Origin of the sequence: Streptomyces sp. NPDC047002 (assembly GCF_040704505.1) — a bacterium.
In the GTDB taxonomy this organism is placed as follows: domain Bacteria; phylum Actinomycetota; class Actinomycetes; order Streptomycetales; family Streptomycetaceae; genus Streptomyces.
In genome coordinates this window covers 1-24128 of sequence record NZ_JBEYWC010000034.1, presented here as the reverse complement: position 1 = coordinate 24128, position 24128 = coordinate 1, and the positions used below count along the sequence as shown (strand labels likewise).

At 74.9% G+C, this 24128-nt stretch carries 19 protein-coding genes; 16 read left to right on the top strand and 3 right to left on the bottom strand.

Annotation, left to right across the window (positions count from 1 at the left end):
* Positions 1-51: 51 nt before the first annotated feature.
* Together AB0910_RS25800 and cobT are read left to right on the top strand one after the other, a co-directional pair.
* The gene (locus AB0910_RS25800; RefSeq protein WP_366747025.1) at positions 52-1263 is read left to right on the top strand and encodes a bifunctional adenosylcobinamide kinase/adenosylcobinamide-phosphate guanylyltransferase; all 1212 of its coding nucleotides are present in this window, start codon (positions 52-54) and stop codon (positions 1261-1263) included.
* 73 nt (positions 1264-1336) lie between these two features.
* Positions 1337-2428, top strand: a complete 1092-nt coding sequence (gene cobT, locus AB0910_RS25795) for a nicotinate-nucleotide--dimethylbenzimidazole phosphoribosyltransferase (protein ID WP_366747024.1) — start codon at positions 1337-1339, stop codon at positions 2426-2428.
* An 86-nt stretch (positions 2429-2514) separates the two neighbouring features.
* Here the strand turns inward: cobT and AB0910_RS25790 are convergent, their stop codons facing one another.
* On the bottom strand, positions 2515-3288 hold the full coding sequence (locus AB0910_RS25790) for a hypothetical protein (protein ID WP_366747073.1): 774 nt from the start codon (positions 3286-3288) through the stop codon (positions 2515-2517).
* Positions 3289-3461: 173 nt separating this feature from the next.
* Here AB0910_RS25790 and AB0910_RS25785 point away from each other — a divergent pair, with 173 nt between their 5' ends.
* The 7 genes from AB0910_RS25785 (at position 3462) to AB0910_RS25755 (ending at position 14631) form a co-directional block, all read left to right on the top strand.
* Positions 3462-4289, top strand: a complete 828-nt coding sequence (locus tag AB0910_RS25785) for an adenosylcobinamide-GDP ribazoletransferase (RefSeq protein WP_366747023.1) — start codon at positions 3462-3464, stop codon at positions 4287-4289.
* Positions 4290-4483: 194 nt separating this feature from the next.
* A complete protein-coding gene (locus tag AB0910_RS25780; RefSeq protein WP_366747022.1) occupies positions 4484-6025 on the top strand; it encodes a leucyl aminopeptidase in 1542 nt (513 codons plus the stop codon).
* Positions 6026-6342: 317 nt separating this feature from the next.
* A complete protein-coding gene (lpdA, locus tag AB0910_RS25775; RefSeq protein WP_366747021.1) occupies positions 6343-7731 on the top strand; it encodes a dihydrolipoyl dehydrogenase in 1389 nt (462 codons plus the stop codon).
* Between the two features lie 65 nt (positions 7732-7796).
* Positions 7797-9599, top strand: coding sequence for a 2-oxoglutarate dehydrogenase, E2 component, dihydrolipoamide succinyltransferase (gene sucB / locus AB0910_RS25770; protein WP_366747020.1), 1803 nt, complete (start codon positions 7797-7799; stop codon positions 9597-9599).
* Positions 9600-9751: 152 nt separating this feature from the next.
* On the top strand, positions 9752-10396 hold the full coding sequence (locus AB0910_RS25765) for a GntR family transcriptional regulator (RefSeq protein ID WP_366747019.1): 645 nt from the start codon (positions 9752-9754) through the stop codon (positions 10394-10396).
* Between the two features lie 347 nt (positions 10397-10743).
* Entirely contained in the window at positions 10744-13413 is a 2670-nt protein-coding gene (gene aceE, locus AB0910_RS25760; protein WP_366747018.1) for a pyruvate dehydrogenase (acetyl-transferring), homodimeric type, read from the top strand.
* Positions 13414-13566: 153 nt separating this feature from the next.
* The gene (locus AB0910_RS25755) at positions 13567-14631 is read left to right on the top strand and encodes a WYL domain-containing protein (protein ID WP_366747017.1); all 1065 of its coding nucleotides are present in this window, start codon (positions 13567-13569) and stop codon (positions 14629-14631) included.
* On the opposite strand, the gene AB0910_RS25750 is transcribed toward AB0910_RS25755, so the two are convergent.
* Complete coding sequence (locus AB0910_RS25750; protein WP_366747016.1) at positions 14622-15557, bottom strand: SDR family oxidoreductase; 936 nt, start codon at positions 15555-15557, stop codon at positions 14622-14624. The two genes, AB0910_RS25755 and AB0910_RS25750, sit on opposite strands and share 10 nt — an antisense overlap.
* 130 nt (positions 15558-15687) lie before the next feature.
* On the opposite strand from AB0910_RS25750, the gene AB0910_RS25745 reads away from it, so the two are divergent.
* The 3 genes from AB0910_RS25745 to AB0910_RS25735 all read left to right on the top strand — a co-directional run bounded on the left by AB0910_RS25745 (position 15688) and on the right by AB0910_RS25735 (position 18816).
* Entirely contained in the window at positions 15688-16221 is a 534-nt protein-coding gene (locus AB0910_RS25745) for a DUF4240 domain-containing protein (protein ID WP_366747072.1), read from the top strand.
* Between the two features lie 67 nt (positions 16222-16288).
* Positions 16289-17176, top strand: coding sequence for a TIGR01777 family oxidoreductase (locus tag AB0910_RS25740; RefSeq protein ID WP_366747015.1), 888 nt, complete (start codon positions 16289-16291; stop codon positions 17174-17176).
* 323 nt (positions 17177-17499) lie between these two features.
* A complete protein-coding gene (locus tag AB0910_RS25735) occupies positions 17500-18816 on the top strand; it encodes an NAD(P)/FAD-dependent oxidoreductase (RefSeq protein WP_366747014.1) in 1317 nt (438 codons plus the stop codon).
* 78 nt (positions 18817-18894) lie between these two features.
* Here AB0910_RS25735 and AB0910_RS25730 read toward each other — a convergent pair whose 3' ends face one another.
* A complete protein-coding gene (locus AB0910_RS25730) occupies positions 18895-20490 on the bottom strand; it encodes a regulator (protein WP_366747013.1) in 1596 nt (531 codons plus the stop codon).
* 313 nt (positions 20491-20803) lie between these two features.
* On the opposite strand from AB0910_RS25730, the gene lipB reads away from it, so the two are divergent.
* The 4 genes from lipB (at position 20804) to AB0910_RS25710 (ending at position 24021) form a co-directional block, all read left to right on the top strand.
* Positions 20804-21628 carry a lipoyl(octanoyl) transferase LipB gene (gene lipB / locus AB0910_RS25725; protein WP_366747012.1) on the top strand — a complete coding sequence of 275 codons (825 nt, stop codon included), beginning with the start codon at positions 20804-20806 and terminating at the stop codon, positions 21626-21628.
* Positions 21629-21780: 152 nt separating this feature from the next.
* A complete protein-coding gene (gene lipA, locus AB0910_RS25720; RefSeq protein WP_366747011.1) occupies positions 21781-22788 on the top strand; it encodes a lipoyl synthase in 1008 nt (335 codons plus the stop codon).
* A gap of 308 nt (positions 22789-23096) precedes the next feature.
* Positions 23097-23312 (top strand): hypothetical protein, encoded by a 216-nt coding sequence (locus AB0910_RS25715; protein ID WP_366747071.1) that lies wholly within the window; start codon positions 23097-23099, stop codon positions 23310-23312.
* Positions 23313-23322: 10 nt separating this feature from the next.
* The gene (locus AB0910_RS25710; protein ID WP_366747010.1) at positions 23323-24021 is read left to right on the top strand and encodes a DUF4191 domain-containing protein; all 699 of its coding nucleotides are present in this window, start codon (positions 23323-23325) and stop codon (positions 24019-24021) included.
* The last annotated feature ends 107 nt before the right edge of the window (positions 24022-24128 follow it).

The following is a 24128-nucleotide window of genomic DNA, read 5'->3' as shown; positions in this document are numbered from 1 at the left end:
GCAGCGTAGCCGGGCGCGCACGGTGCGCGGGGTCGCGGGAGGATCGTGGGTGTGGAACTCACTCTGCTCGGCACCGGGGCCCCCGAGGGGCTGCCGCGCCCCGACTGCCCCTGCGCCGTGTGCGCCGCGGCCCGCGGCGGCGCGGTGCGCGCCGCGACGGCGCTGCTCGTCGACGGCGTCCTGCTGCTCGACCTGACGCCGGGCGCCGCGCTCGCCGCGGCGCGGGCCGGCCGCACGCTGGCGGGCGTGCGGCAGGTCCTGCTCAGCCATCCGCACGAGGGCCCCGCCATGGAGCTGCCGCCCGGGCTGCCCGCGGCCGGGCGGGTCGCGGACGGCAGGGTGCTGACGCTGCTGAGCGGGCACCGGGTGCGCGCCGTGCCGATGGACGCGCCCGGCACGGGGTACGAGGTGGTCTCGCCCGAGGGCGAGCGGCTGCTGTACCTGCCGCCGGGCGGCGCGCCCGCGGGCCTCGACGCGGAGCGCGCGCGCCCTGAGCCGTACGACCTGGTGGCCGCCGACGTGGTGGGGCGGCCCGACGCGGTGGCGCGGCTGCGGGCCGCGGGCGCGGTCGGCCCCTCCACCGAGGTGCTCGCCGTCCACCTCGACCACGACGTGCCGCAGGGCGCCGAGCTGGCGCGGCGGCTCGCGGCGGCGGGCGCGCGTGCCGTGCCCGACGGCACGGCCCTCGCCGTCGGGGCGTACCGCCCGGTGCCGCAGGTCCCGCGGCGGACCCTGGTGACCGGCGGGGCGCGCTCGGGCAAGTCGCTGGAGGCGGAGCGGCGGCTCGCCGCCTTCCCCGGCGTGGTGTACGTGGCGACCGGCGGCGGCCGCCGCGGCGACGCGGAGTGGGCGGAGCGGGTGCGGGCGCACCGCGAGCGGCGCCCCGCGTCCTGGCGCACCGAGGAGACCTGCGACCTGGTGCCGCTGCTCGCGCGGGACGACGGGCCGCCGCTGCTGATCGACTGCCTCTCGCTGTGGCTGACCGACGCGATGGACCGGGTCGGCGCGTGGGACGACGCGGCGTGGGAGGGCGGCGGCGAGAAGGCCCTGCGGGCGCGCACGGCCGAGCTGGTCGACGCGGTGCGCACCACCCGGCGCACGGTGGTCGCCGTGACGAACGAGGTGGGTTCCTCGGTGGTGCCCGCGACCGCTTCCGTACGCCGCTACCGCGACGAACTCGGCCGTCTCAACGCGGCGTTCGCGGCCGAGTGCGAGCACCTGCTGCTGGTGGTCGCCGGGCAGGCGCTGGTGCTGCGCGGCTGAGCGGCGCCCGGCGGGCCGCGCACCGGCACCTGCGCGGTGGCGTGCGGGGCGGGTCCGGGTACTGTTCGGGCCCATGAGCGCCCTGAATCTCGACGACTTCTCCGATCTGATCGAGCGCCCCGACAGCGGCATGCGGCGGGACGCCGAGGAACGCAGGGAGCGGCAGACCGTGCCCGCGGGGGCGCTCGGGCGCCTCGACGAGTTGGGCGAGTGGCTGTCGGCAGCGCAGCGGTCCGTGCCCGTGCGCGCCGTCGCGCAGCCCCGCGTCGTCGTGTTCGCCGGCGACCACGGGGTGGCCGCGCTCGGCGTGTCGGGGCGGCCTGCGGCGAGCGCGCACACGCTGGTGCGCGAGGCGCTCGAAGGCGCGAGCCCCGGTGCCGTGGTGGCGCGCCGCGCGGGCGTCCCGGTGCGGATCGTGGACGCGGGCCTCGACTGCGACCCCGCGCTGCTGCCCGAGGACGTCGTGCGCCACCGGGTGCGGCGCGGCAGCGGCCGGATCGACGTGGAGGACGCGCTGACGCCCGACGAGGCCGAGGAGGCGGTGCGGCTCGGGATGCGCGTCGCCGACGAGGAGGCCGACTCGGGCACGGACCTGGTGGTGCTCGGCGACCTGAGCGTCGGCGGCACGACTCCGGCCGCGGTGCTCGTCGCCGCACTGTGCGGCACCGACGCCTCGGTGGTGACGGGGCGCGGCGGTGTGCGGATCGACGACCTGACGTGGATGCGCAAGTGCGCCGCGGTGCGGGACGCGCTGCGCAGGGCGCGGCCGGTGCTCGGCGACCAGCTGCAACTGCTCGCCGCGGTGGGCGGCGCCGACCTCGCCGCGACGACGGGCTTCCTGCTGCAGAGCGCGGTGCGGCGGATGCCGGTGATCCTGGACGGCGTGGTCTCCGCCGCCTGTGCGCTGGTGGGCCAGCGCGCCGCGTTCCGCGCGCCGGACTGGTGGCTCGCGGGCCATCTGACCGGCGAGCCGGGCCAGGCGAAGGCGCTCGACCGGATGGCGATGACCCCGCTGCTCGACCAGGGCGTCACGGTGGGCGGCGGCACGGGGGCGCTGCTCGCCCTGCCGCTTGTGCAGGCGGCGGCCGGGCTCGCGGCCGACCTGCCGGAGGCGCCCGGGGCGCCGGAGCCCGACGACCGCCCCGGCGTGCTCGACGCGACCTGAGGCACCCGCGGACGCGCCGCACGGCCGATCGCCCGCGCCCTGGGACGTGCCGACGGGCCACCGGCCGCGGGGCCTGCGGCGGGCGTTCAGCGCCGCGGCCCCGGCGGTACGGGGGGCGGCGCGGGCGGGTCGGGGGTGCCGCCGAGCCAGTTCTGGAAGGTGCGCCGCGGGCCGCTCCAGCGCGCGTCGTGGCGGTACGCGCGCAGGGTGGCGCGGGCGCGGGCCCGCGGGCGGCGGCGGTAGGCGCGCCTCGCCCAGGGCGAGCCGGGGCGGGCGAGCCGCACGGCGGCGACAAGGGCGACGAACGGCACCAGCACCCCGATCAGGCCGAGCCGCGGCTTGCCCTTGAGGAACGTGACCACGGCGAAGAGGCAGTTGACCACGATGGCCGCGATCGCGGCAGCCCGGTCGTGCTGCTCGTCGGCGGTGAGCGAGTCGACGCCGAGCGGCGCGAAGCCGCCGAGCGCGAGCGCCGCGAGGGCCGCGGCCATCACCACGACCTCGACGCTCTGGCGGCCCTGCTCCGTCCAGTACACGTCGTCCAGGTGCAGGATGAGCGCGAACTCGTCGAGTACGAGGCCCGCCCCGACGCCGAAGACCACCGCGAAGGCCCCGGCCGCGGCGCCGTGGGTGCCGGTGCCGACCGCGCCGAAGCCGCCGATCACGGCGAGCACCACGCCGGGGACGACATGGTGGATGTGCAGGCCGCCGGGCGTGACGTTGCCGAAGGGCCCCTTGCCCGCCCTGATCAGCCGGGTGACCGTACGGGTCAGCAGGAAGCACACGACGAAGGAGAGCAGCGCGAGCAGCATCGGCAGCTTGCCGGGCTCCGCCACGTTCCGCTGGAACCAGTGGCCCATGCCACCCCCGTTCTGCCGGTGCGCGAGGACGGTGCCCCGGAACGCGGGCGGCACCGCCGCCCCACAGGGGACGTAACGGGTAAAGCCCGCGAAGGAAACGTATCGCCCCGCGCCGCGCCCGCACCGGGCGACGCCCCGGCGCCTTCGGCGCGGCGCCCGGTTAGGGTGCGGCGGTGCCCGACTCCCCCACCGCCCCCACCCCCGTCCCCGCGCAGCCCCCCGCCTCCCTCGGCGACGGGGTGCGCTTCGCCCTCGGCACCCTCACCGTGCTGCCCGTCAGGGTGACCCGCTGGGACCGCGACGCCGCCCGCCTCGGCATGCTCGCGGCGCCGCTCGCCGGGCTCGCCGTCGCGGCCGCCTCCGCCGCGCTCGCCACCGCGCTGTGGCTGCTCGGCACCGGCGGGCTGCTCGCCGCGGCCGGGGCGCTGGCCGCGCCCGCCGCGCTCACCAGGGGCCTGCACCTCGACGGGCTCGCCGACACCGCGGACGGTCTTGGCAGCGGCCGGCCTGCCAAGGACGCGCTGCGGATCATGAAGCAGTCGGACATCGGACCGTTCGGCGTGGTCACGCTCGTCCTGGTGCTGCTCGCCCAGGCGGCTGCCGTGGCCAGGCTCTACGACCACGGCCCGGCCCGGGCCGCCGTGGGGCTCGCCGTCGCGGCCGTCGCCGCCAGGTCGGTCTTCGCGCTCGGCTGCCGTACGGGCGTGCCCCCTGCCAGACCCGGCGGGCTCGGCGCCGCGGTCGCCGGCACGGTGCCCACCCGGGCGGCGGCCCTCGCCCTGGCCGCCGCGGTCCTCGCGGCCGCGGCCGCGGGGCTCGGCTTCTCCGCGGCCGACGCGGTGCGAAACGGCGCGGCGGTGGTGTGTGCCGCCGGCGCCGCGCAGTTGCTCCTTCGCCACTGTGTGCGCCGGTTCGGCGGAATCACCGGTGACGTGCTCGGCGCGCTCGCCGAGACGGCGGCCACCGTCGCGCTGGTGGTGCTCGCGGTGGCGCCCGCCTGACGCGTCCCGCGCGCGCCGCCGGGTGCGCCGGGGCGCGCCCGCGCCAAAGGCCCCGCTGTCCGGGGGATGAGAAGCCTCACGTCAGCGGCGCGTAGGCTCGCTCCCGGCGCGCCGAGGGCCGGTCACGGCGCGCTGGGAAGGCCGGCCCGTCCCCCGGCCGTCAACGAACTCACCGGAAGCGAGAATTCACCACCGTGACTGCTCTCACTCTCACCACGTCGGGCGCGGCGACGCTGCGCGCCGACGTCATCGTCGTCGGTGTCGCCAAGGGCGCGGCCGGACCGGTCGTGGCCCCGGGCGCCGAGGCCGTGGACAAGGGCTTCGGCGGCAAGCTCGCCACCGTGCTGGAAACCCTCGGGGCCACCGGCGCCGAGGGTGAGGTGACCAAGGTGCCCGCGCCCGCGGGCTTCAAGTCGCCCGTCGTGCTCGCCGTCGGCCTCGGCAGGCAGCCGGAGAAGGGCGAGGCGTACGGCACCGAGTCGCTGCGCCGCGCCGCCGGCGTGGCCGCGCGGTCGCTGTCCGGCACGAAGAAGGCGGGCGTGGCGCTGCCCGTCGAGGCGGCGGAGGACGTCGCCGCGATCGGCGAGGGCCTGCTGCTCGGCGCGTACGCCTTCACCGTCTACCGGGGCGGCGAGAAGAGGACCGGCACGGCAGCCGCGGCGGACACGGCGGTGAAGCAGCCGCTCGGCGAGGCCGTCCTGCTCGGCGCGAAGCCCCGCGACAAGGCCCACAAGGCGGCGGCGGAGCGCGCGAGCGCGCTGACGGAGGAGATCAACCGCGCCCGCGACCTGATCAACACCCCGTCCAACGACCTCACCCCCGAGGGCTTCGCCGCCATCGCCGCCGCCGCGGGCAAGGAGCACGGCGTCAAGGTCGAGGTGCTGGACGAGAAGGCGCTCGCCAAGGGCGGCTACGGCGGCCTGATCGGCGTGGGCCAGGGCTCGGCCAACCCGCCGCGCCTGGTCCGCCTCTCGTACACGGCGCGCGGCGCGAAGCAGAGCCTCGCGTTCGTCGGCAAGGGCATCACGTACGACTCGGGCGGCATCTCGCTGAAGCCGGCGGGACACAACGAGACGATGAAGTGCGACATGAGCGGCGCGGCCGCGGTGTTCGCCGCCGTGGTGACCGCGGCACGCCTCGGCCTCAAGGTCAACGTGACCGGCTGGCTCGCGCTCGCCGAGAACATGCCGTCGGGCTCGGCCACCCGCCCGGGCGACGTGCTGCGGATGTACAGCGGCAAGACCGTCGAGGTGCTCAACACGGACGCCGAGGGCCGCCTGGTGCTGGCCGACGCGATCACCCGCGCCGCCGAGGAGAAGCCCGACGCGATCGTCGACGTGGCGACGCTGACCGGCGCGATGATGCTGGCGCTCGGCAACCGCACGTTCGGCGTCATGGCCAACGACGACGCCTTCCGCACCGCCGTCTACGAGATCGCCGACGAGGCCGGCGAGGCCGCCTGGCCGATGCCGCTCCCCGCGGACCTGCGCAAGGGCCTGGACTCGCCGATCGCGGACCTCGCCAACATGGGCGAGCGGATGGGCGGCGGCCTGGTCGCCGGCATCTTCCTGCGCGAGTTCGTGCCCGAGGGCATCACGTGGGCGCACCTGGACATCGCGGGCCCTGCCTTCAACGAGGGCGCGCCCTTCGGCTACACCCCCAAGGGCGGCACCGGGAGCGCGGTGCGCACCCTGGTCGCGCTCGCCGAGCACGCGGCGGCGGGGGACCTCGGCTGACGGCCGCCTCCCCCCGTACCGCACGGAACGCCCCGTCCCCGGGACCTCGGGGGACGGGGCGTTCCGTGCGGTACGGCACCGCCGCCGCGGCACCGCCCTGGCGGGAGCGCCGCCGCGGCCTCAGGTGAACGTGAGTCCGCTCACCCGCCGCCCCGCAGCGCGGCCCCGCGTCCCGCCGGACGCCGACAAGTGCAAAGATGGGTTCTCGGCAGGACAGGGCCCCCACCACAGGGCCGAAGAGAAGCGGCCGAACACCAGCCGTCCGGACGAGCCGAGACCCGCCCGGCGTACGGCGCACATGCATGGAGGAACGTGACGTGGCGAACGACGCCAGCACCGTTTTCGACCTAGTGATCCTCGGCGGTGGCAGCGGTGGTTACGCCGCGGCCCTGCGCGGGGCCCAGCTGGGTCTTGACGTGGCCCTGATCGAGAAGGGCAAGGTCGGCGGCACCTGCCTGCACCGCGGCTGCATCCCCACGAAGGCCCTGCTGCACGCGGGCGAGATCGCCGACCAGGCGCGCGAGTCCGAGCAGTTCGGTGTCAAGGCCACGTTCGAGGGCATCGACATCGCGGCCGTCCACCAGTACAAGGACGAGGTCATCGGGGGCCTGTACAAGGGCCTCCAGGGCCTCGTCGCCTCCCGCAAGGTGACCTACATCGAGGGTGAGGGCCGCCTGTCCTCCCGCACCTCCGTCGATGTGGACGGCCGCCGCGTCGAGGGTCGCCATGTCCTCCTGGCGACCGGCTCCGTGCCGAAGTCCCTGCCCGGCCTGGAGATCGACGGCAACCGCATCATCTCCTCCGACCACGCGCTGACGCTCGACCGCGTGCCGAAGTCCGCGATCATCCTCGGCGGCGGTGTGATCGGCGTCGAGTTCGCCTCCGCATGGAAGTCCTTCGGCACCGACGTGACGATCGTCGAGGGCCTCAAGCACCTCGTCCCGGTCGAGGACGAGAACAGCTCCAAGCTCCTGGAGCGCGCCTTCCGCAAGCGCGGCATCAAGTTCAACCTGGGCACCTTCTTCCAGAAGGCCGAGTACACCGAGGACGGCGTCCGCGTGACGCTGGCCGACGGCAAGACCTTCGACGGCGAGGTGCTGCTGGTCGCGATCGGCCGCGGCCCGGTCTCGCAGGGCCTCGGCTACGAGGAGCAGGGCGTCGCGATGGACCGCGGCTACGTCCTGGTCGACGAGTACATGCGCACGAACGTCGAGACGATCTCGGCGGTCGGCGACCTCGTGCCCACCCTCCAGCTCGCGCACGTCGGCTTCGCCGAGGGCATCCTCGTCGCGGAGCGGCTGGCCGGTCTCAAGACCGTCCCGATCGACTACGACGGCGTGCCGCGGGTGACGTACTGCCACCCCGAGGTCGCATCCGTCGGCATCTCCGAGGCCAAGGCCAAGGAGATCTACGGTGCCGACAAGGTCGTCGCCCTCAAGTACAACCTGGCGGGCAACGGCCGCAGCAAGATCCTCAAGACCGCGGGCGAGGTCAAGCTCGTCCAGGTCAAGGACGGTGCGGTGGTCGGCGTCCACATGGTCGGTGACCGTATGGGCGAGCAGGTCGGCGAGGCTCAGCTGATCTACAACTGGGAGGCGCTGCCGGCCGAGGTCGCGCAGCTCATCCACGCCCACCCGACCCAGAGCGAAGCGCTCGGCGAGGCCCACCTCGCACTGGCGGGCAAGCCCCTCCACTCCCACGACTGACGCGACACGCAGTCAGAGCGCGCGACGAGACCACTACCGCACTTCCGATAGGAGCAAGAGGAACCATGGCGGTTTCCGTAACCCTGCCGGCGCTCGGCGAGAGCGTCACCGAGGGCACTGTCACCCGCTGGCTGAAGGCCGAGGGCGAACGCGTGGAGGCCGACGAGCCGCTGCTCGAGGTCTCCACCGACAAGGTCGACACGGAGATCCCGGCGCCCGCCGCCGGCGTCCTGTCGTCGATCAAGGTGGCCGAGGACGAGACCGTCGAGGTGGGCGCCGAGCTGGCCCTCATCGACGACGGCACGGGCGCGCCCGCGGCCGACCAGGCCCCGGCCGCCGAGCAGCAGCAGGCCCCGGCCCCCGAGCCGGCGCAGCCCGCCCAGGCCGCGCCGTCCGCCGAGGCCCAGGCCCCGGCCCCCGCGCCGACGCCGCAGGCCGCGTCCGGCGGCAGCGCCGGGGACGGCAGCGGCGGCAGCGGTACCGATGTGGTGCTGCCCGCCCTGGGCGAGAGCGTCACCGAGGGCACCGTGACCCGCTGGCTGAAGGAGGTCGGCGAGTCGGTCGAGGAGGACGAGCCGCTGCTCGAGGTCTCCACCGACAAGGTCGACACGGAGATCCCGGCGCCCACCGCCGGCGTCCTGCTGGAGATCGTGGTCGGCGAGGACGAGACCGCCGAGGTCGGCGCCAAGCTCGCCGTCATCGGCGCGCCCGGCGCCGCCCCGCAGCAGCAGGAGGCCCCGGCCCCCGCCCAGCCCGCGCAGCAGGAGGTCCAGGCCCCGCAGCAGGAGCAGGCGCCCGCCCCGCAGGCGCCCACCGCGCCCGCGCCGCAGCAGCAGGCCGCACCCGCTCCCGACCCGGCCCCCGCCGCCCCGGCTCCGGCGCCGCAGCCGGCCGCCCCGGCCCCGGCCGCCGCGTCGAACGGCGGCTCGGACGACGGCGCGTACGTGACGCCGCTGGTCCGCAAGCTGGCCTCGGAGAACGGCGTGGACCTGTCCACGGTCAAGGGCTCGGGCGTCGGCGGCCGCATCCGCAAGCAGGACGTCGTCGCCGCCGCCGAGGCCGCCAAGGCCTCGGCGACCCCGGCGCCCGCGATCGCCCCCGCCGCTCCCGCCGCCTCGAAGGCGCCGAAGCTCGACGCGTCCCCGCTGCGCGGCCAGACCGTCAAGATGACCCGCATGCGCAAGGTCATCGGCGACAACATGATGAAGGCGCTGCACGGCCAGGCCCAGCTGTCCTCCGTGGTCGAGGTGGACATCACGAAGCTGATGCGGCTGCGCGCGCAGGCGAAGGACTCCTTCGCGGCCCGCGAGGGCGTGAAGCTGTCCCCGATGCCGTTCTTCGTCAAGGCGGCGGCCCAGGCACTCAAGGCCCACCCGGTCGTCAACGCCAGGATCAACGAGGACGAGGGCACGGTCACCTACTTCGACACCGAGAACATCGGTATCGCGGTGGACTCCGAGAAGGGCCTGATGACCCCGGTCATCAAGGGGGCCGGCGACCTGAACATCGCGGGCATCGCCAAGAAGACCGCGGAGCTGGCGAACGCCGTGCGCGCGTCGAAGATCACCCCGGACGACCTGGCCGGGGCGACCTTCACCATCTCCAACACCGGTTCGCGCGGCGCCCTGTTCGACACGATCATCGTCCCGCCGAACCAGGTCGCGATCCTCGGCATCGGTGCGACCGTCAAGCGCCCGGTGGTCATCGACCACCCGGAGCTCGGCGAGACCATCGCGATCCGCGACATGACGTACGTGGTGCTCTCCTACGACCACCGCCTGGTGGACGGCGCCGACGCGGCCCGCTACCTGACGGCGGTCAAGGCGATCCTCGAAGCCGGCGAGTTCGAGGTCGACCTGGGGCTGTGAGCCCCGCCGCGCCCCGCGCGGCCCACGCAGGAACGGCTACGGCAACGACGCCCCTGTCGGGACTCTCCGTCCGGACAGGGGCGTCGCCGTACTGTCGTCGCTATCGTCGAGGGGCGCAGGCGCCCCGGCCGCCCCGCCAGGAGGAGCTGTCCATGACCCCGCCCGTCGTCCACTCGCTGCGCGAGCAGATCCGCGAGCACATCGTGGAAGGGATCGTCAGCGGGCGCTGGAAGCCGGGCGAGCGGATCGTCGAGCGGCGGATCGCGACGGAGCTGCAGGTCAGCCAGACACCCGTGCGGGAGGCCCTGCGGGAGCTCGAGAGCCTGCGGCTGATCGAGTCGGCCCCCAACAAGGGCGTGCGGGTGCGCAATCTGAGCGCCGCCGACCTGGAGGAGAGCTACCCGGTCAGGGCGGGCCTCGAACAGATCGCCGCCGAGCTGGCGGCCGACCGGCTCGCCGAGGACTGTTCGGCGCTCGAACCGCATGTGGCGGGGCTGTACGAGGCGGACAGGGACAGCGACGGCACCGGCCAGGTGCTGCACACCGTGGGCTTCCACCGGGAGCTGGTGCGCGCGGCGGGCAACAGCGTGCTCCTGCACACCTGGGAGGGGCTCGGCATCGAGGTGTTCACGGCCCTCTCGATCCGCTGGCTGGGCACAGTGCAGCAGTCGTACGCGGAGGAGCACCAGGAGCTGGTGGAGGCGTTCAAGCGGCGGGACCCGGCGATCGGGCCGCTGGTGAAGGTGCATGTCCTGGGGTGCGCGCCGCGACCCGACAGGGCCCCTGGCCGGTCCTGAGCGCCGCCCTCGCCCGGTCTCCCTCCGGCCCCCGCCCGGCACCCGCCCAACGGCCTGCCCGGTCTTCCGCCCGGCCTCCTGCTTCTCCTCAGGCTCCCGCCCGCTCTCCGAAATGCCGGTTCGAGCAGGAAAAATGGCTTCTGCACCACGTCACTGGGTGCCGTGGGGTCTGGCACGGAATGCCAATTTCATCGGATGGTGCAACTTTCTCCCTCTCCCCCTTTGATCGATCATCGATCAGCGACTTACAGTCGACGGTGGACTGCACCACAGCCCACCGCCCTGTCCTGCCAGACAAGGCCAGAACCACCCCCTCCTGTGTTTGCTGTGTTTGGAAGGCGGCGACCATGCCCGACCCCGTAGGCAAGCTTCCGAGCGAGCTCGATCAGCTCCCGGACCGTGACGCCGAGGAAACCGCCGAGTGGGCGGCCTCCATCGACGCCGTCACGGAGCATGCGGGCCCCCACCGCGCGGCGTACCTGCTGCGCAGGACCCTCGAACACGCCGACAGGTCCGGCGTCGCGCTGCCGAAGCTCCTGGAGAGCGACTACGTCAACACCATCCCCACCGCCGCCGAGCCCGAGTTCCCGGGCGACGAGGCGATGGAGGCCAGGATCACCGCCTGGAACCGGTGGAACGCGGCGGCCATGGTCACCCGCGGCTCCAAACTCGGGCTCGGCGGCCACATCGCCACGTACGCCTCGGTCGCGTGGCTGTACGAGACCGGCTTCGACCACTTCTTCCGCGGCAAGGACGGCGACGGCAGCGGCGACCAGCTCTACCTGCAGGGCCACGCCTCCCCCGGCATCTACGCCCGCGCCTTCCTCGACGGCCGCCTCAGCGCCGACCAGCTCGACCGCTTCCGCCAGGAGGCGGGCGGCGACGGCCTCCCCTCGTACCCGCACCCGCGCAGGCTGCCCTGGCTGTGGGAGTTCCCGACCGTCTCGATGGGCCTCGGCCCGATCTCCGCGATCTACCAGGCACGCTTCAACCGCTACCTGGAGAACCGCGGCATCAAGGACACCTCGGGCTCGCACGTCTGGGCGTTCCTCGGCGACGGCGAGATGGACGAGCCGGAGTCGACGGCCTCCCTCGCGCTCGCCGCGCGCGAGGGCCTCGACAACCTGACGTTCGTCATCAACTGCAACCTCCAGCGCCTCGACGGCCCGGTCCGCCCGAACTTCAAGATCGTGCGCGAGCTTGAGGCCCAGTTCCGCGGCGCCGGCTGGAACGTCGTCAAGACGCTCTGGGGCCGGGCGTGGGACGACGTGCTCGCGCAGGACGTCGACGGCGCGCTCGTGCGCCGCCTCGGCGAGACCCCTGACGCGCAGTTCCAGACCTACGCGACCCGCGACGCCGTCTACATCCGCGAGCACTTCTTCGCCGACGAGTCGCTGCGCCGCATCGCGCAGGGCCTGAGCGACGCCAAGCTGATCGAGCTGTTCCAGAACTCCCGCGGCGGCCACGAGCCCCGCAAGGTGTACGCCGCGTACCGGGCCGCCGTCGAGCACAAGGGCGCCCCGACGGTGGTGCTCGCGCAGACGATCAAGGGCCACACGCTGGGCACGGGCTTCGAGTCGCGCAACGCGAACCACCAGATGAAGAAGCTCACGGGCGAGGAGTTCCGCACCCTGCGGGACCTGCTCGACCTGCCCATCCCCGACAGCGCGCTCACCGGCGACCTGCCCCCGTACTGGCACCCGGGCGAGGACTCCCCCGAGGTGAAGTACCTGCGCGAGCGCCGTGCCGCGCTCGGCGGCCTCGCCCCGGCCCGCAAGGTGGTCGCGAAGCCGCTGCCGGCCCCTGCGGAGAAGCCGTTCGAGGCGCTCAAGAAGGGCTCGGGCACCCAGGAGATCGCCACCACGATGGCCTTCGTCCGCCTGGTCAAGGACCTGATGCGGGAGAAGGAGACCGGCAGGCGCTGGGTCCCCGTCGTCCCCGACGAGGCCCGTACCTTCGGCATGGAGTCGCTGTTCCCCTCGGCGGGCCTGTACTCGCCGAAGGGCCAGAACTACGACCCGGTCGACCGCGACCAGCTCCTGTACTACAAGGAGGCGAAGAACGGCCAGATACTCAACGAGGGCATCACCGAGGCCGGTTCGCTCGCGGACTTCACCGCGGCCGCCACGTCGTACGCGACGCACGGCGAGCCGATGATCCCGTTCTACATCTTCTACTCGATGTTCGGCTGGCAGCGCACGGGCGACCAGTTCTGGGCGCTCGCCGACCAGCTGGGCCGCGGCTTCGTGATCGGCGCGACCGCGGGCAAGACCACGATGACGGGCGAGGGCCTCCAGCACGCGGACGGCCACTCGCACCTGATCGCCTCCACCAACCCGGCGGCGGTCTCCTACGACCCGGCGTTCGCGTACGAGGTCGCGGTCATCGTGAAGGAGGGCCTGCGGCGGATGTACGGCCCCGACTCCGAGGACGTCTTCTACTACCTGACGGTCTACAACGAGCCGAAGGTGCAGCCCGCGATGCCCGCGGACGCCACCGAGGAGGGGGTCCTCAAGGGCCTCTACCGCTTCCGCACGGCCGACCTGACCGCGCCCGAGGCGCCGCGGATCCAGCTGCTCGCCTCGGGTACGGCGATCCACTGGGTGCTCGACGCGCAGCGGATCCTCGCCGACGAGTGGGGCGTCGCCGCGGACGTCTGGTCGGCGCCGTCCTGGACGGAGCTGCGGCGTGACGCCCTCGACGCCGACGCCGCGCTGCTGCGCGGCGAGGAGCGGGTGCCGTATGTGAAGCGCGCACTGGCCGACGCGCAGGGCCCGGTGCTCGCCGTCAGCGACTGGATGCGGCAGGTGCCCGACCAGATCAGCCAGTGGGTGGAGCAGGACTGGTCCTCGCTCGGCACGGACGGCTTCGGCCTCTCCGACACCCGGGACGCGGCGCGCCGCCACTTCGGCGTGGACCCGCAGTCCGTCGTGGTTGCGGCGCTCGCGCAGCTCGCGCGGCGCGGCGAGGTCAAGCCGCAGCAGGTGGCCGAGGCGCGGGAGCGCTACGGCCTGTGACCCCCGGTCCGCCGCGCACGCGGCGGGCGTGACCCGAGGTGCCCGGGGTGATTCCCGAGGGGATCCCTGTCGGGGAGCCGTGCACGCACTGTGCACAGTTCCTCGACAGGGATTCCTGTACGTGGAGGCCCTTTCGCCCTGCATGATGGTGGGATGCGCGCTGCCCGCCTGATCAGGATGGTCCTCCTGCTCCAGTCAAGACCCTTGATGACCGCGGCCCAACTCGCCGCCGAGCTCGGGGTGTCCGAGCGGACGATCACCCGGGACGCCCAGGCGCTCTCCGAGGCGGGCGTCCCGGTCTACGCGGACCGGGGCAGGAGCGGCGGCTACCGCCTCATGGGCGGGTACCGCACGGGCCTTACGGGGCTCGCGCAGGGCGAGGCCGAGGCGCTGTTCCTCTCGGGGCTGCCGGGGGCGCTGCGCGAAATGGGGCTCGCGGACGCGGCGAGCGCGGCGCGGCTGAAGGTCTCGGCCGCGCTGGTGCCGTCGCTGCGGGACACCCCCGACGCGGTGGCGCGCCGCTTCCACCTCGACGCGCCCGGCTGGTTCAGGGAGCCGAGGACGCCGGAGCTGCTGCCGCTGCTCGCCGAGGCGGTCTGGGGCGACCGGCTGGTGTCCGCGGTGTACCGGCCGCAGGCCGCAGGCCGCGAGGACCCGGAGGCGGACCGCGGCGACGGCGGTTCGGGGGACGTGACGCGTGAGCTGGCGCCGTACGGGCTCGTGCTGAAGGCGGGCGTCTGGTACCTCTGCGCCGCCGTGACGGCGGCGCGCGACGGCGACGACGCCTTCCGGGTGTACAGGATCGACCGGTTCCGGAGCGCGGAACTCCTGGAGGAACGTTTCCGCAGGGACGAGTCCTTCGCACTCGCGGAGTTCTGGGAAGAGCGCGCCGCGCAGTTCGCCAGGTCGCTGCTGCGGTACGAGGTGACGCTGCGGCTCACCAAGGCGGGCGCCGCCCGCCTTCCGCACGCCACCGACCGTGCGGCCGCCGAGGAGGCGCTCGCCACCGCCGCGCCCCCGGACGCCGACGGCCGGGTCACCGCGCGGCTCGCCATGGAGTCGGCGGAGGTCGCCCACGCCCAGCTGCTCTCGCTCGGCCCCGACGCCGAGGTCCTCGGCCCGCTCGCCCTCCGCGCGCGCCTCACCGCCGCGGCGCGCGCCCTCGCCGAGCTGTACGGGCAGGGCGCGCACGGGTCAGCGGGCGGCGGTCAGCGGTAGTCGTCGGCGCTGACCTCGGCGCCGTTCCCGCGTGCCGCGGTGAACGCGGCGATGTAGGGCCAGGCGTCGGGCGCGCTGCCGTCCGTGTCGGTGAAGCCGTAGACGCGGGCGAGCTGCCCGCTGGAGAGCGAGCCTCCGTTCCAGCGGTGGCGGCCCGGGTCGGACGCGAGCGCGGCGAGCGCCCGCCCGACGAAGACCGGGCTCTCCGCGATGGCGAAGGCGGGCTCCTGCGCGATCGCGTCGCGCCAGTTGTCCTCCCGTACGCCGAAGTGGTCCAGCATCCACTCGGAGCGCAGGAATCCAGGCGTCAGCGAGACCGCCGTGCAGCCGACCGGGTCCAGCTCCTGCGCGAGCCCCTTGACCAGGCGGATCGGCGCGTACTTGACCAGGTCGAAGAAGAGGTTCTCGCGGTAGGTCTCGGCGGACCGGGCCGTGCCGTCCGTCACCTCCACGACCAGGCCGCCCGGGTGGCGCACGAGCAGCGGCAGCGCGCAGCGCAGGGTGATCAGGTGCGCCCGCACACCGAGGTCGAGCATTCGCAGACCCCTGCCGAGGTCGAGCTCCCAGGCGCGCTTCCCGAACTCGATCAGGTGCTCGCCGCCCCACACGCCGTCCACCAGCACGTCGAGCCGCCCGTGATCGGCCCCGACGCGGTCCACGACCGCGCGCACCGCGGCGGGGTCCAGGTGGTCGGCGGGCAGCGCGATCCCCTCGCCGCCCGCCGCGGTGACCAGGTCCGCCGTCTCCTCGACGGTCTCCGTGGCCCGGCCCACCTCGCTGACGCGGTCCCGGGTCGTGCGGCCCGTCACGTACACGGTGGCGCCACGCGCCCCCAGCTGCACGGCGAACTGCCGGCCCGCGCCCCTGGTCGCCCCGGCCACCAGGGCGACGCGCCCGGCGAGTGTGTCGTTCCTCGTCGTCTCCATGCGGGAACCCTGCCGGCAGAACCCGACATCTCCTGGCGCCTTTGCGGCGCGTCCCGCGAGGAGCGGGCGCCGCGCGTCCGGGCCATGCCCGCGTGCGTCGGCGCGCGGCAGGCAGGATGCTGGTGCCGTGATGGACGAGACGGACTTCTGGGAGATCGTCGACGGCACCCGCGAGGCTGCGGGCGGCGATCCGGAGGAACACGCGGACCTGCTGGTCGAGCGCCTGGCGCAGCTCGACCCCGACGCCGTGCTCGACTTCGCCAGGCACTTCGAGTCGCGCTACCACCGCGCGTACCGCTGGGACCTGTGGGGCGCGGCGTCGATCCTGCTCGACGGGGCGGGCGACGACGCCTTCGACTTCTTCCGGTGCTGGCTCATCGGGCAGGGCCGCGAAATCTTCGAGGGCGCCCTCCACGACCCGGACGACCTGGCGGACCTGCTTGAGCACTTCGACCCCGACTCCGACGGCGACGGCGAGGAGCTCGGCTACGCGGCGGACGAGGCGTACGAGCAGCTGACCGGCACCGTCGCACCGGACCTCGGCATCCCCGCGCAGCCGCGCGAGCCGGAGGGCACGGCCTTCGACATCGACGACCCCGACGTGCTCGAAGTGCGTCTGCCCCGGCTCTGGGAGCGGTTCGGCGCGGACTCGTACACGGGATGAGGAACGGCGGGCCCGGCAGCACGCGGCGCGGCCGCGCGAAACCGCCGCAGCGGGGCAGGATGGCCGTATGAGAATCGCGGTCACCGGTTCCACCGGGCTCATCGGTACGGCACTCGTACGGTCGCTGCGCGCGGACGGGCACGAGGTGGTGCGCCTGGTGCGGCGCGCGCCCGCGGGCCCCGACGAGATCCGCTGGGACCCGGCGCTGCAGCGGGTCGAGGCGGGCGGCCTGCGCGGCTGCGAGGCCGTCGTCCACCTCGCGGGCGCGGGCATCGGCGACCGGCGCTGGACGGCGGAGTACAAGCGGCAGATCAGGGACAGCAGGCTGCTCGGCACGTCCGCGCTCGCCGAGGCGCTCGCGTCGCTCGACGAGCCGCCCCGCGTGCTCGTCTCGGGCTCCGCCATCGGCTACTACGGCGACACGGGCGACCGCGCGGTGGACGAGACCGCACCGCCCGGCTACGGCTTCCTGCCCACGCTGTGCGTGGAGTGGGAGGCGGCGGCAGCGGCGGCCCAGGAGGCGGGCATCCGCACGGTCTTCCCGCGCACCGGCCTGGTCGTGGCGCGCGGCGGCGGCGCCTGGGGGCGGCTGTTCCCGCTGTTCCGCGCGGGGCTCGGCGGGCGGCTCGGCGACGGCAGCCAGTACTGGAGCTTCATCGCGCTGCACGACCACGTCGCCGCGCTGCGGCACCTGATCGACACCGAGGCGCTGGAGGGCCCGGTGAACCTGACCGCGCCTGAGCCGGTGACCAACCGCGAGGTGACGGCGGCGATGGGGCGCGTGCTGCACCGCCCGACGCCGCTCCCGGTCCCGGCCGCCGCGCTGAAGCTGGCGCTCGGCGAGCTGTCGGGCGACGTGCTCGGCAGCCAGCGGGTGCTGCCGCGGCGCCTGCTCGACTCCGGCTTCGCCTTCGCCTTCCCGACGGTCGACGAGGCGGTCGCCGCGGCCGTCTGACGCGGCCGGGCGCCGCCCGGTCGGGGCGCCGCCCGGTCGGGGCGCGGGGCGGGCGCGGGACGGGCACGGGCCGGCCGGGGCGCTTGGCGCGGGCCGGAGGCGCCGGAGCGCGGGGCGGGCGCGTGGGGTCCCGGGGCGCGCGCCGTCCATGCTCCGGTGCACCGTGTGCGTGCGCGTACGGAGTGCCGCCTTCCGCTCGTAACCTCAGGCTCAACCAGGCGGCCCCAAGGGGCAGTCGGGGCATTCCCGACGCTCGGGCCGCCGGGGTGCGGACCTGGGGAGGGCATGTGCCGGAGAGCGGACCGCGCGTCGGGGACACCGCCGTGGACCCCCGGACCGACGTCGTCGTCATCGGCGCGGGCCCTGCGGGGCTCGCCGCCGCGCACCACCTGGCGGCGGGCGGTCTCGCCGTCACCGTGCTGGAGGCCGCGCCCCGCGTCGGCGGGCGCATGGCGACCGAGCGGGTCGACGGCTTCCTGCTCGACCGGCTCGGCAGGCCGCTCACGGCGTGGGCCGGGCTGCCCGGTGCGCAGGACGCGCAGGCGGTGCCGCTGCGCCCGTTCGCGCCCGGGGTCGCCGTGCACAGCGACGGCAGGCGCCACCGGGTCGGCGCCCCGCGCGCACCGCGGGGCGCGCGAGGTGCGCGGGGTGCGCTCACCGCGGTGCGCGCCCTCGCGGGCGCTCCCCTGGCGCCGCTGCCGCCGCGCCCCGCGGCGCTCGACCAGGCACGCCTCGGCGCGGCGCTCGGCCGCCTCGCCGCGACCCCGCTCGACCGGCTGCTCGCCCGGCAGGAGCGCACCGCCAGGGAGGCGTACGCGTCGCCGCTCGCCCGGCTCCTGCTCTCCGCGCTGCTGTACGACCCGGCGCTGCTGTCGTCGAGCCGCAGCGCCGACCTGGCGCTGCGCGCCTTCGCGCGCGGCCGGCTGTGCGTGCCGGAGGGCGGCTCCTTCGCGCTGCCCCGCCTGCTCGCCGCTACGCTCCCGCCCGGCTGCGCCCTGCACACCGGCGTATGGGTGACGGACGCGTCGATCGACCGCGTCACCACCAAGGAGCACGGGGAGATCGCCTGCCGCGCGCTGGTGGTGGCGACCGGGGCGCGGGCGGCCGCCGAGCTGCTGCCGGGGCTGCGCGTACCGGAGTTCCAGCCGGTCACGGTCCTCCACCACAGCGCGCCCGAGGCGCCGGCCGCCGACGCTGCCCTGCTGCTCGACGCCGATCGCGGCGGCCCCGTCGCGCACACGGCGGTGATGAGCGCGGTGGATCCGGCCCGCGCGCCGCACGGCCGGACCCTGGTCTCCTCGACGGTGCTCGGGCCGCCGCCGCCCGACGCGCGGGTGCGCGCGCACCTGGCGCGGATGTACGGCGTCCCCACGCACGACTGGGACCTGCTGGCGGTCCACCACGACCCCGAGGCGGTCCCGAGGACCAGGCCGCCGCACGACCCGCACAGGCCGGTGCGGCTGCTCGCGGGCCTCTACGTCTGCGGCGACCACCGGGACTCCGCCACGGTCGAGGGCGCGCTGCACTCCGGCCGCAGGGCGGCACGCGCGGTCCTCGCCGACCTCGGGGCGCGGCGCGCACCGGACGCGGGGACGGCGGCGGCCGCCGCGCAGGCGCCGCCGCGCGAGAGCGCCGCCTGAGCCTCCGCCCCACCACAGCGCCCCGCTCCCCGGTGCCGACACCCGGGGGGCGGGGGCAGCCGCCATGGCGGCTGTGCGCTAGCGCAGCGTCGAGACGCGGTCCCGGTAGGTGCGCACGGCCGCCGTGTCGCGGTAGGGCTCGAGGCGGCGCTCGAAGTCGCGCACGTACTCCACCGCGCGCGCCGACCGCATCTCCCCCGCCGCCTGCGCGGCCTCGGCGCCGAGCGCGCACGCCTGGTCGAGCTCGCCGAGGCCGAGGCGCGCCGTGGCGAGCACGACTGTGCAGAACAGCCGGCTGCGGGCCAGTTCGGGCGGGCGCAGGCTCAGCGCCCGCTCGGCGTGCTGGGCGGCGGCGCGCCACTGCGCGAGGTCGCGGTTGCAGTGCCCGATCTCGTCGGCGAGCTGCCCCTCGTCGAAGGAGCGCGCCCAGTGCGGCACGTCGTCGCCCGACCGCGCCGCCTCCAGCGCGCGCTCCGCCCGCAGCAGCGCGGCCGTGCACGCGCGGGCGTCGCCCACCACGCCGTGCCCGCGCGCCTCTGCGGCCTGGAGCAGCGCCTGCACCACGGGCGGCGCCGTGGTGCCGACGCCCTGCTGCGCCACCCGCGTCAGCTGCACCGCCTCCCTGCCGTGGCTGAGGTAGACGGCCTGGCGGCTCATCGTGACCAGCACGTATGCGCCGTACACCCGGTCGGCGGCGGCCTGCGAGAGCCGCAGGGCCTGCACGAAGTACCGCTGCGCGAGGCCGTGCGCCGCGATGTCGTACGACGTCCAGCCGGCGAGCCTGGTCAGGTCGGCGACGGCGCCGAACAGGCGGCGGCCGACGTTCTCCCCGTACACGCCGCGCAGCATCGGCTCCGCCTCGTGCTCCAGATAGCGCACGAGGGCCTGGCGCGCGTGCCCGCCGCCGTAGCGCTGGTCGAGGCTGCGGAACAACTCGCCGACCGAGCGCAGTGCCGCGATGTCGCCGGCCGAGACCCGCAGGCCGAGGCCGTGTCCTTGGGCATGTCCCGGCAGGCCCGCGCCGCGCGGCCGCGGCACGAGCGCGGGCTCGGCCGTGCCCGCCGTCGACTGGGCGGGCACCCGCACCGCGGCGGGCGCCTGGCCCGCGCCGCCGGGTGCCTGCGGTACGCCCCAGGCCGCGGCGCCCGTACGGCCCCCGGCGGCCACGGGCGCCGCGGCCTGGGCCGCGGGGACCGCGGGCCCTCCGGGGGCGAGGCCGGGGTGGCCGACCCGCTCGTCGGGCCGGCCGATCAGCCAGTCCCTGCTGGGCACCACGAGGCCCGCGGGGGTGAACGCGATCTTGCGCAGCTCCGCGTGGCTGCCCGAGTCCTTCTTCCACAGGCCGCCGACGATGTCGACGGCCTCCTCGGGGGTGGCCGCGAACTCCAGGCCCGCGTACACCGGCGCGCAGGCGTCGAGGCCCAGGTCCTGGGTGGACAGGCGGCGGCCGAGCCTGCGGGTGAAGACCTCGGCGATCAGCGCGGGGGTCGTGCCGCGCGGCTGCTGGCCGCGCAGCCAGCGGGTGACGGATGTCTTGTCGTAGCGGAGGTCGAGCCCGTGCTCCAGGCCGAGCTGGTCGACCCTGCGGGCGAGGCCCGCGTGTGAGAAGCCCGCCTCCGCGATGAGCGTGGCGAGTCTGCGATTGGGATTGCGCTGCGGAGGTCGTTCCGACATCAGCTGTACGGTCTCCTGCCTTTTGGGCCCCGGGGGCAGTCCCATACCATCGGCCCCTCACGATCGGCGCGAATTTAGCGGTAACGGCCCCGCTCACACCGGCTTTCACCCTGGGTTCATCCGATCGTGTGAGGATCGGCGCCAGGCCTGGAAAGCCCTCGCAGAAACTGCGTCCGGCACGTGCCCGCCGCCCCGCCCGGTGTCTCGTCCGCCACCTCACGGACCGCCGCCGCGCCCGCCGCCGTACAGTGGCGAGAGCGCCAGAAGTGCCCCGAAGGCCGTGGCGCGCCGATAGCTCTAAGGAGGCACTGCCGTGGGCGAGCTGCGGTACGTCCGTCTGGGATTCGGCGACGAGGCCGTCGCGTACCTGGACGCATGGGAGGAGCAGCGCCGGGTGCACGCCGCGCGCGTCGCCGACGAGGTGCCGGACACCTGCCTCCTGCTCGAACACCCGCCCGTCTACACGGCAGGCCGCAGGACCTTGGACGACGAGCGCCCGCTCGACGGCACCCCGGTGGTCGACGTGGACCGCGGCGGCAAGATCACCTGGCACGGCCCCGGGCAGCTGGTGGGCTATCCGATCCTCAGGCTGCCGAACCCGGTCGACGTGATCGCCCATGTGCGCCGGCTGGAGGAGGCCCTGATCCGCACGGCCGCCGAGTTCGGCCTCGCGACCACCCGCGTGGAGGGCCGCAGCGGGGTGTGGGTGCTGGGCGACGCCGTCCAGGAGCGGCCGAGCCCCGGCCTGGTGCTCGACTTCGATCCGCGGGTGCGGACCGACGCGTTCGACCCGCGCCTCAGCGGCCCCGAGTACGCGCCGTCCAACGCGGGCCAGCGCCGCGAGGACCGCAAGCTCGCGGCGATCGGCATCCGGGTCGCCAAGGGCGTCACGATGCACGGCTTCTCGCTCAACGTGAACCCCGACAACACGTACTTCGACCGCATCGTGCCGTGCGGCATCAGGGACGCGGGCGTCACGTCGCTCGCGTACGAACTGGGCCGGGACGTCACCGTGGCCGAGGTGCTGCCCGTGGTGGAGCGGCACCTGCGGGAGGTCCTGGCCGAGGCGGAGTCCGAGGCCCGTGGCGCCGCCGAGGCCGTCGCTCCCCCGGCGGGACTGGAGCACGCGAGCGCCTGACCCACGGGCCGCGGCCGTCCCGCCGCCGGCTCCCCCGCGCCGTCCGCTGCCGTCCAGCGGCTGGACGGCCCGTACGACCACGTAATACACGGGCGTAACCTGGTATTCGCCGAAGAATCGAATGCCGCGCCAGCCAGAGAGAGGTGCCGGACGTGTCCGCTGTCGCACCCGACGGACGCAAGATGCTGCGCCTGGAGGTCCGGAACAGCCAGACCCCCATCGAGCGCAAGCCCGAGTGGATCAAGACCCGGGCGAAGATGGGGCCCGAGTACAACCAGCTCCAGAAACTCGTCAAGAGCGAGGGGCTGCACACCGTCTGCCAGGAAGCCGGCTGCCCCAACATCTTCGAGTGCTGGGAGGACCGCGAGGCCACCTTCCTCATCGGCGGCGACCAGTGCACCAGGCGCTGCGACTTCTGCCAGATCGACACCGGCAAGCCCGCGGCGCTCGACCGCGACGAGCCCCGCCGCGTCGGCGAGTCCGTGCTGACCATGGACCTCAACTACGCCACCGTCACGGGCGTCGCCCGCGACGACCTCGACGACGGCGGCGCCTGGCTCTACGCGGAGACGGTCCGCCAGATCCACACCCTCACCGAGGCCCGGCGCCCCGCAGGCACGACCAAGGTCGAGCTGCTCATCCCCGACTTCAACGCCGTGCCCGAGCAGCTCGCCGAGGTCTTCGCCGCGCGCCCCGAGGTCCTCGCCCACAACGTCGAGACCGTGCCGCGGATCTTCAAGCGCATCCGCCCCGGCTTCCGCTACGAGCGCTCCCTCTCGGTGATCACCCGCGCCCGCGAGGCCGGGCTGATCACCAAGTCCAACCTCATCCTCGGGATGGGCGAGGAGCGCGCCGAGGTCAGCGAGGCGCTGCGCCAGCTGCACGAGGCGGGCTGCGAGCTGATCACCATCACCCAGTACCTGCGCCCCTCCGCGCGCCACCACCCCGTGGAGCGCTGGGTCAAGCCCGACGAGTTCGTCGAGCTGCGCGAGGAGGCCGAGCAGATCGGTTTCTCCGGCGTCATGTCCGGCCCCCTGGTGCGCTCCTCCTACCGCGCCGGCCGCCTCTACCAGCAGGCCATGGAGCGCCGCGGCGAGGGCCTCGCGGGCGTCGGCTCCGTAGCGGCGGGCGAGACGCCGGCGGTACCGCCGGCGGTGTGAATCCGCGCACAAGCGACTACCGGCGAGTAGGCAGTCAGGTACGGCGCGGTCCGCACGCCTCCCCCAGGTGAGGGGGCGCGTACGGGCCGCGCCGGCGGTTTCGGGGCCCGCACACGGCGGCGGCCGGGCCTTCATGGCGGTTTGACCGCCGGGTCACGTCCTGGTAACACCGGTGAGTGACGCTGGTGCCACGCAGCGCGCACCCCGCGGCCGCAGCCACCGCGCGCCGCAGCCGCCCGCAGGGGCACCGCGCCGCACGACCCCGCACCGTACGCCCCGCCCCTCGCCTCTCCCGGGAGATCGACATCATGCAGGCCGCTCCGGTCCGTCCGAGTGTCCGCCCGCTGGCGGCAGCGCGGCTCGCGCTGCGCGCCGCGGAGTCCCTGCTGCTGGGCGGCGGCCAGCGCACCGCGCGGCGCAACGCCTGGTCGGCGGTGCTCGACGACCGCAGGGCCGCGCGGGACAGGGCGGAGGCGCAGTCCGTGATCGAGGCTGTGTCCGGCCCCTCCTCCCAAGCCACGTAAACTTCTGTGTATGGCGACGAAGGACAACGCAGACTCTGCTGCGAACCAAGGGCGACTGAAGCAGATCGCTCAGACGTACAAAATGACCCGACGGGTCGATTCCAAGGTCGGCCTTGTCGTCGGTGGCGTGGGAATCGTCACCTTCGGTGTCTTCCTCGCCATCGGCTTCGCCATCGGCCACCCGCTCTACCTGGGCATCCTCGGCTTCATCCTGGCGTTCCTCGCGATGGCGATCGTCTTCGGCCGCCGCGCGGAGCGCGCCGCGTTCGGGCAGATGGAGGGGCAGCCGGGAGCGGCGGCAGCGGTCCTCGAGAACGTCGGCAGGGGCTGGACCACGACGCCCGCGGTGGCGATGAACCGCAACCAGGACGTCGTGCACCGCGCCGTCAGCAAGGCGGGCATCGTGCTCGTCGGCGAGGGCAACCCGAACCGCCTCAAGCCGCTCCTCGCGGCCGAGAAGCGCAAGATGGCGCGCGTCGTCGTCGACGTCCCGGTCCAGGACATCATCGTCGGCGACGGCGAGGGCCAGGTGCCGCTGAAGAAGGTGCGGGCCACGCTGCTGAAGATGCCGCGCGTGCTCGACGGCCCGACGGTCACGACCACCAACGACCGGCTGCGCGCCATGGGCGACCTGATGAGCAACATGCCGGTCCCGAAGGGCCCCATGCCGAAGAACGTGCGCATGCCGCGCGGCGGCAGGATGCGCTGAAGCGCGTACGCGAGAACGCCGTTGGGGGGGGGCGCCGGTGGGGGGGGGCCCCCCCCCGGGGTGTTGCGCGGCCCGCCGGGGGCGGGGGGGGGGGGGGCCGGGGGCGG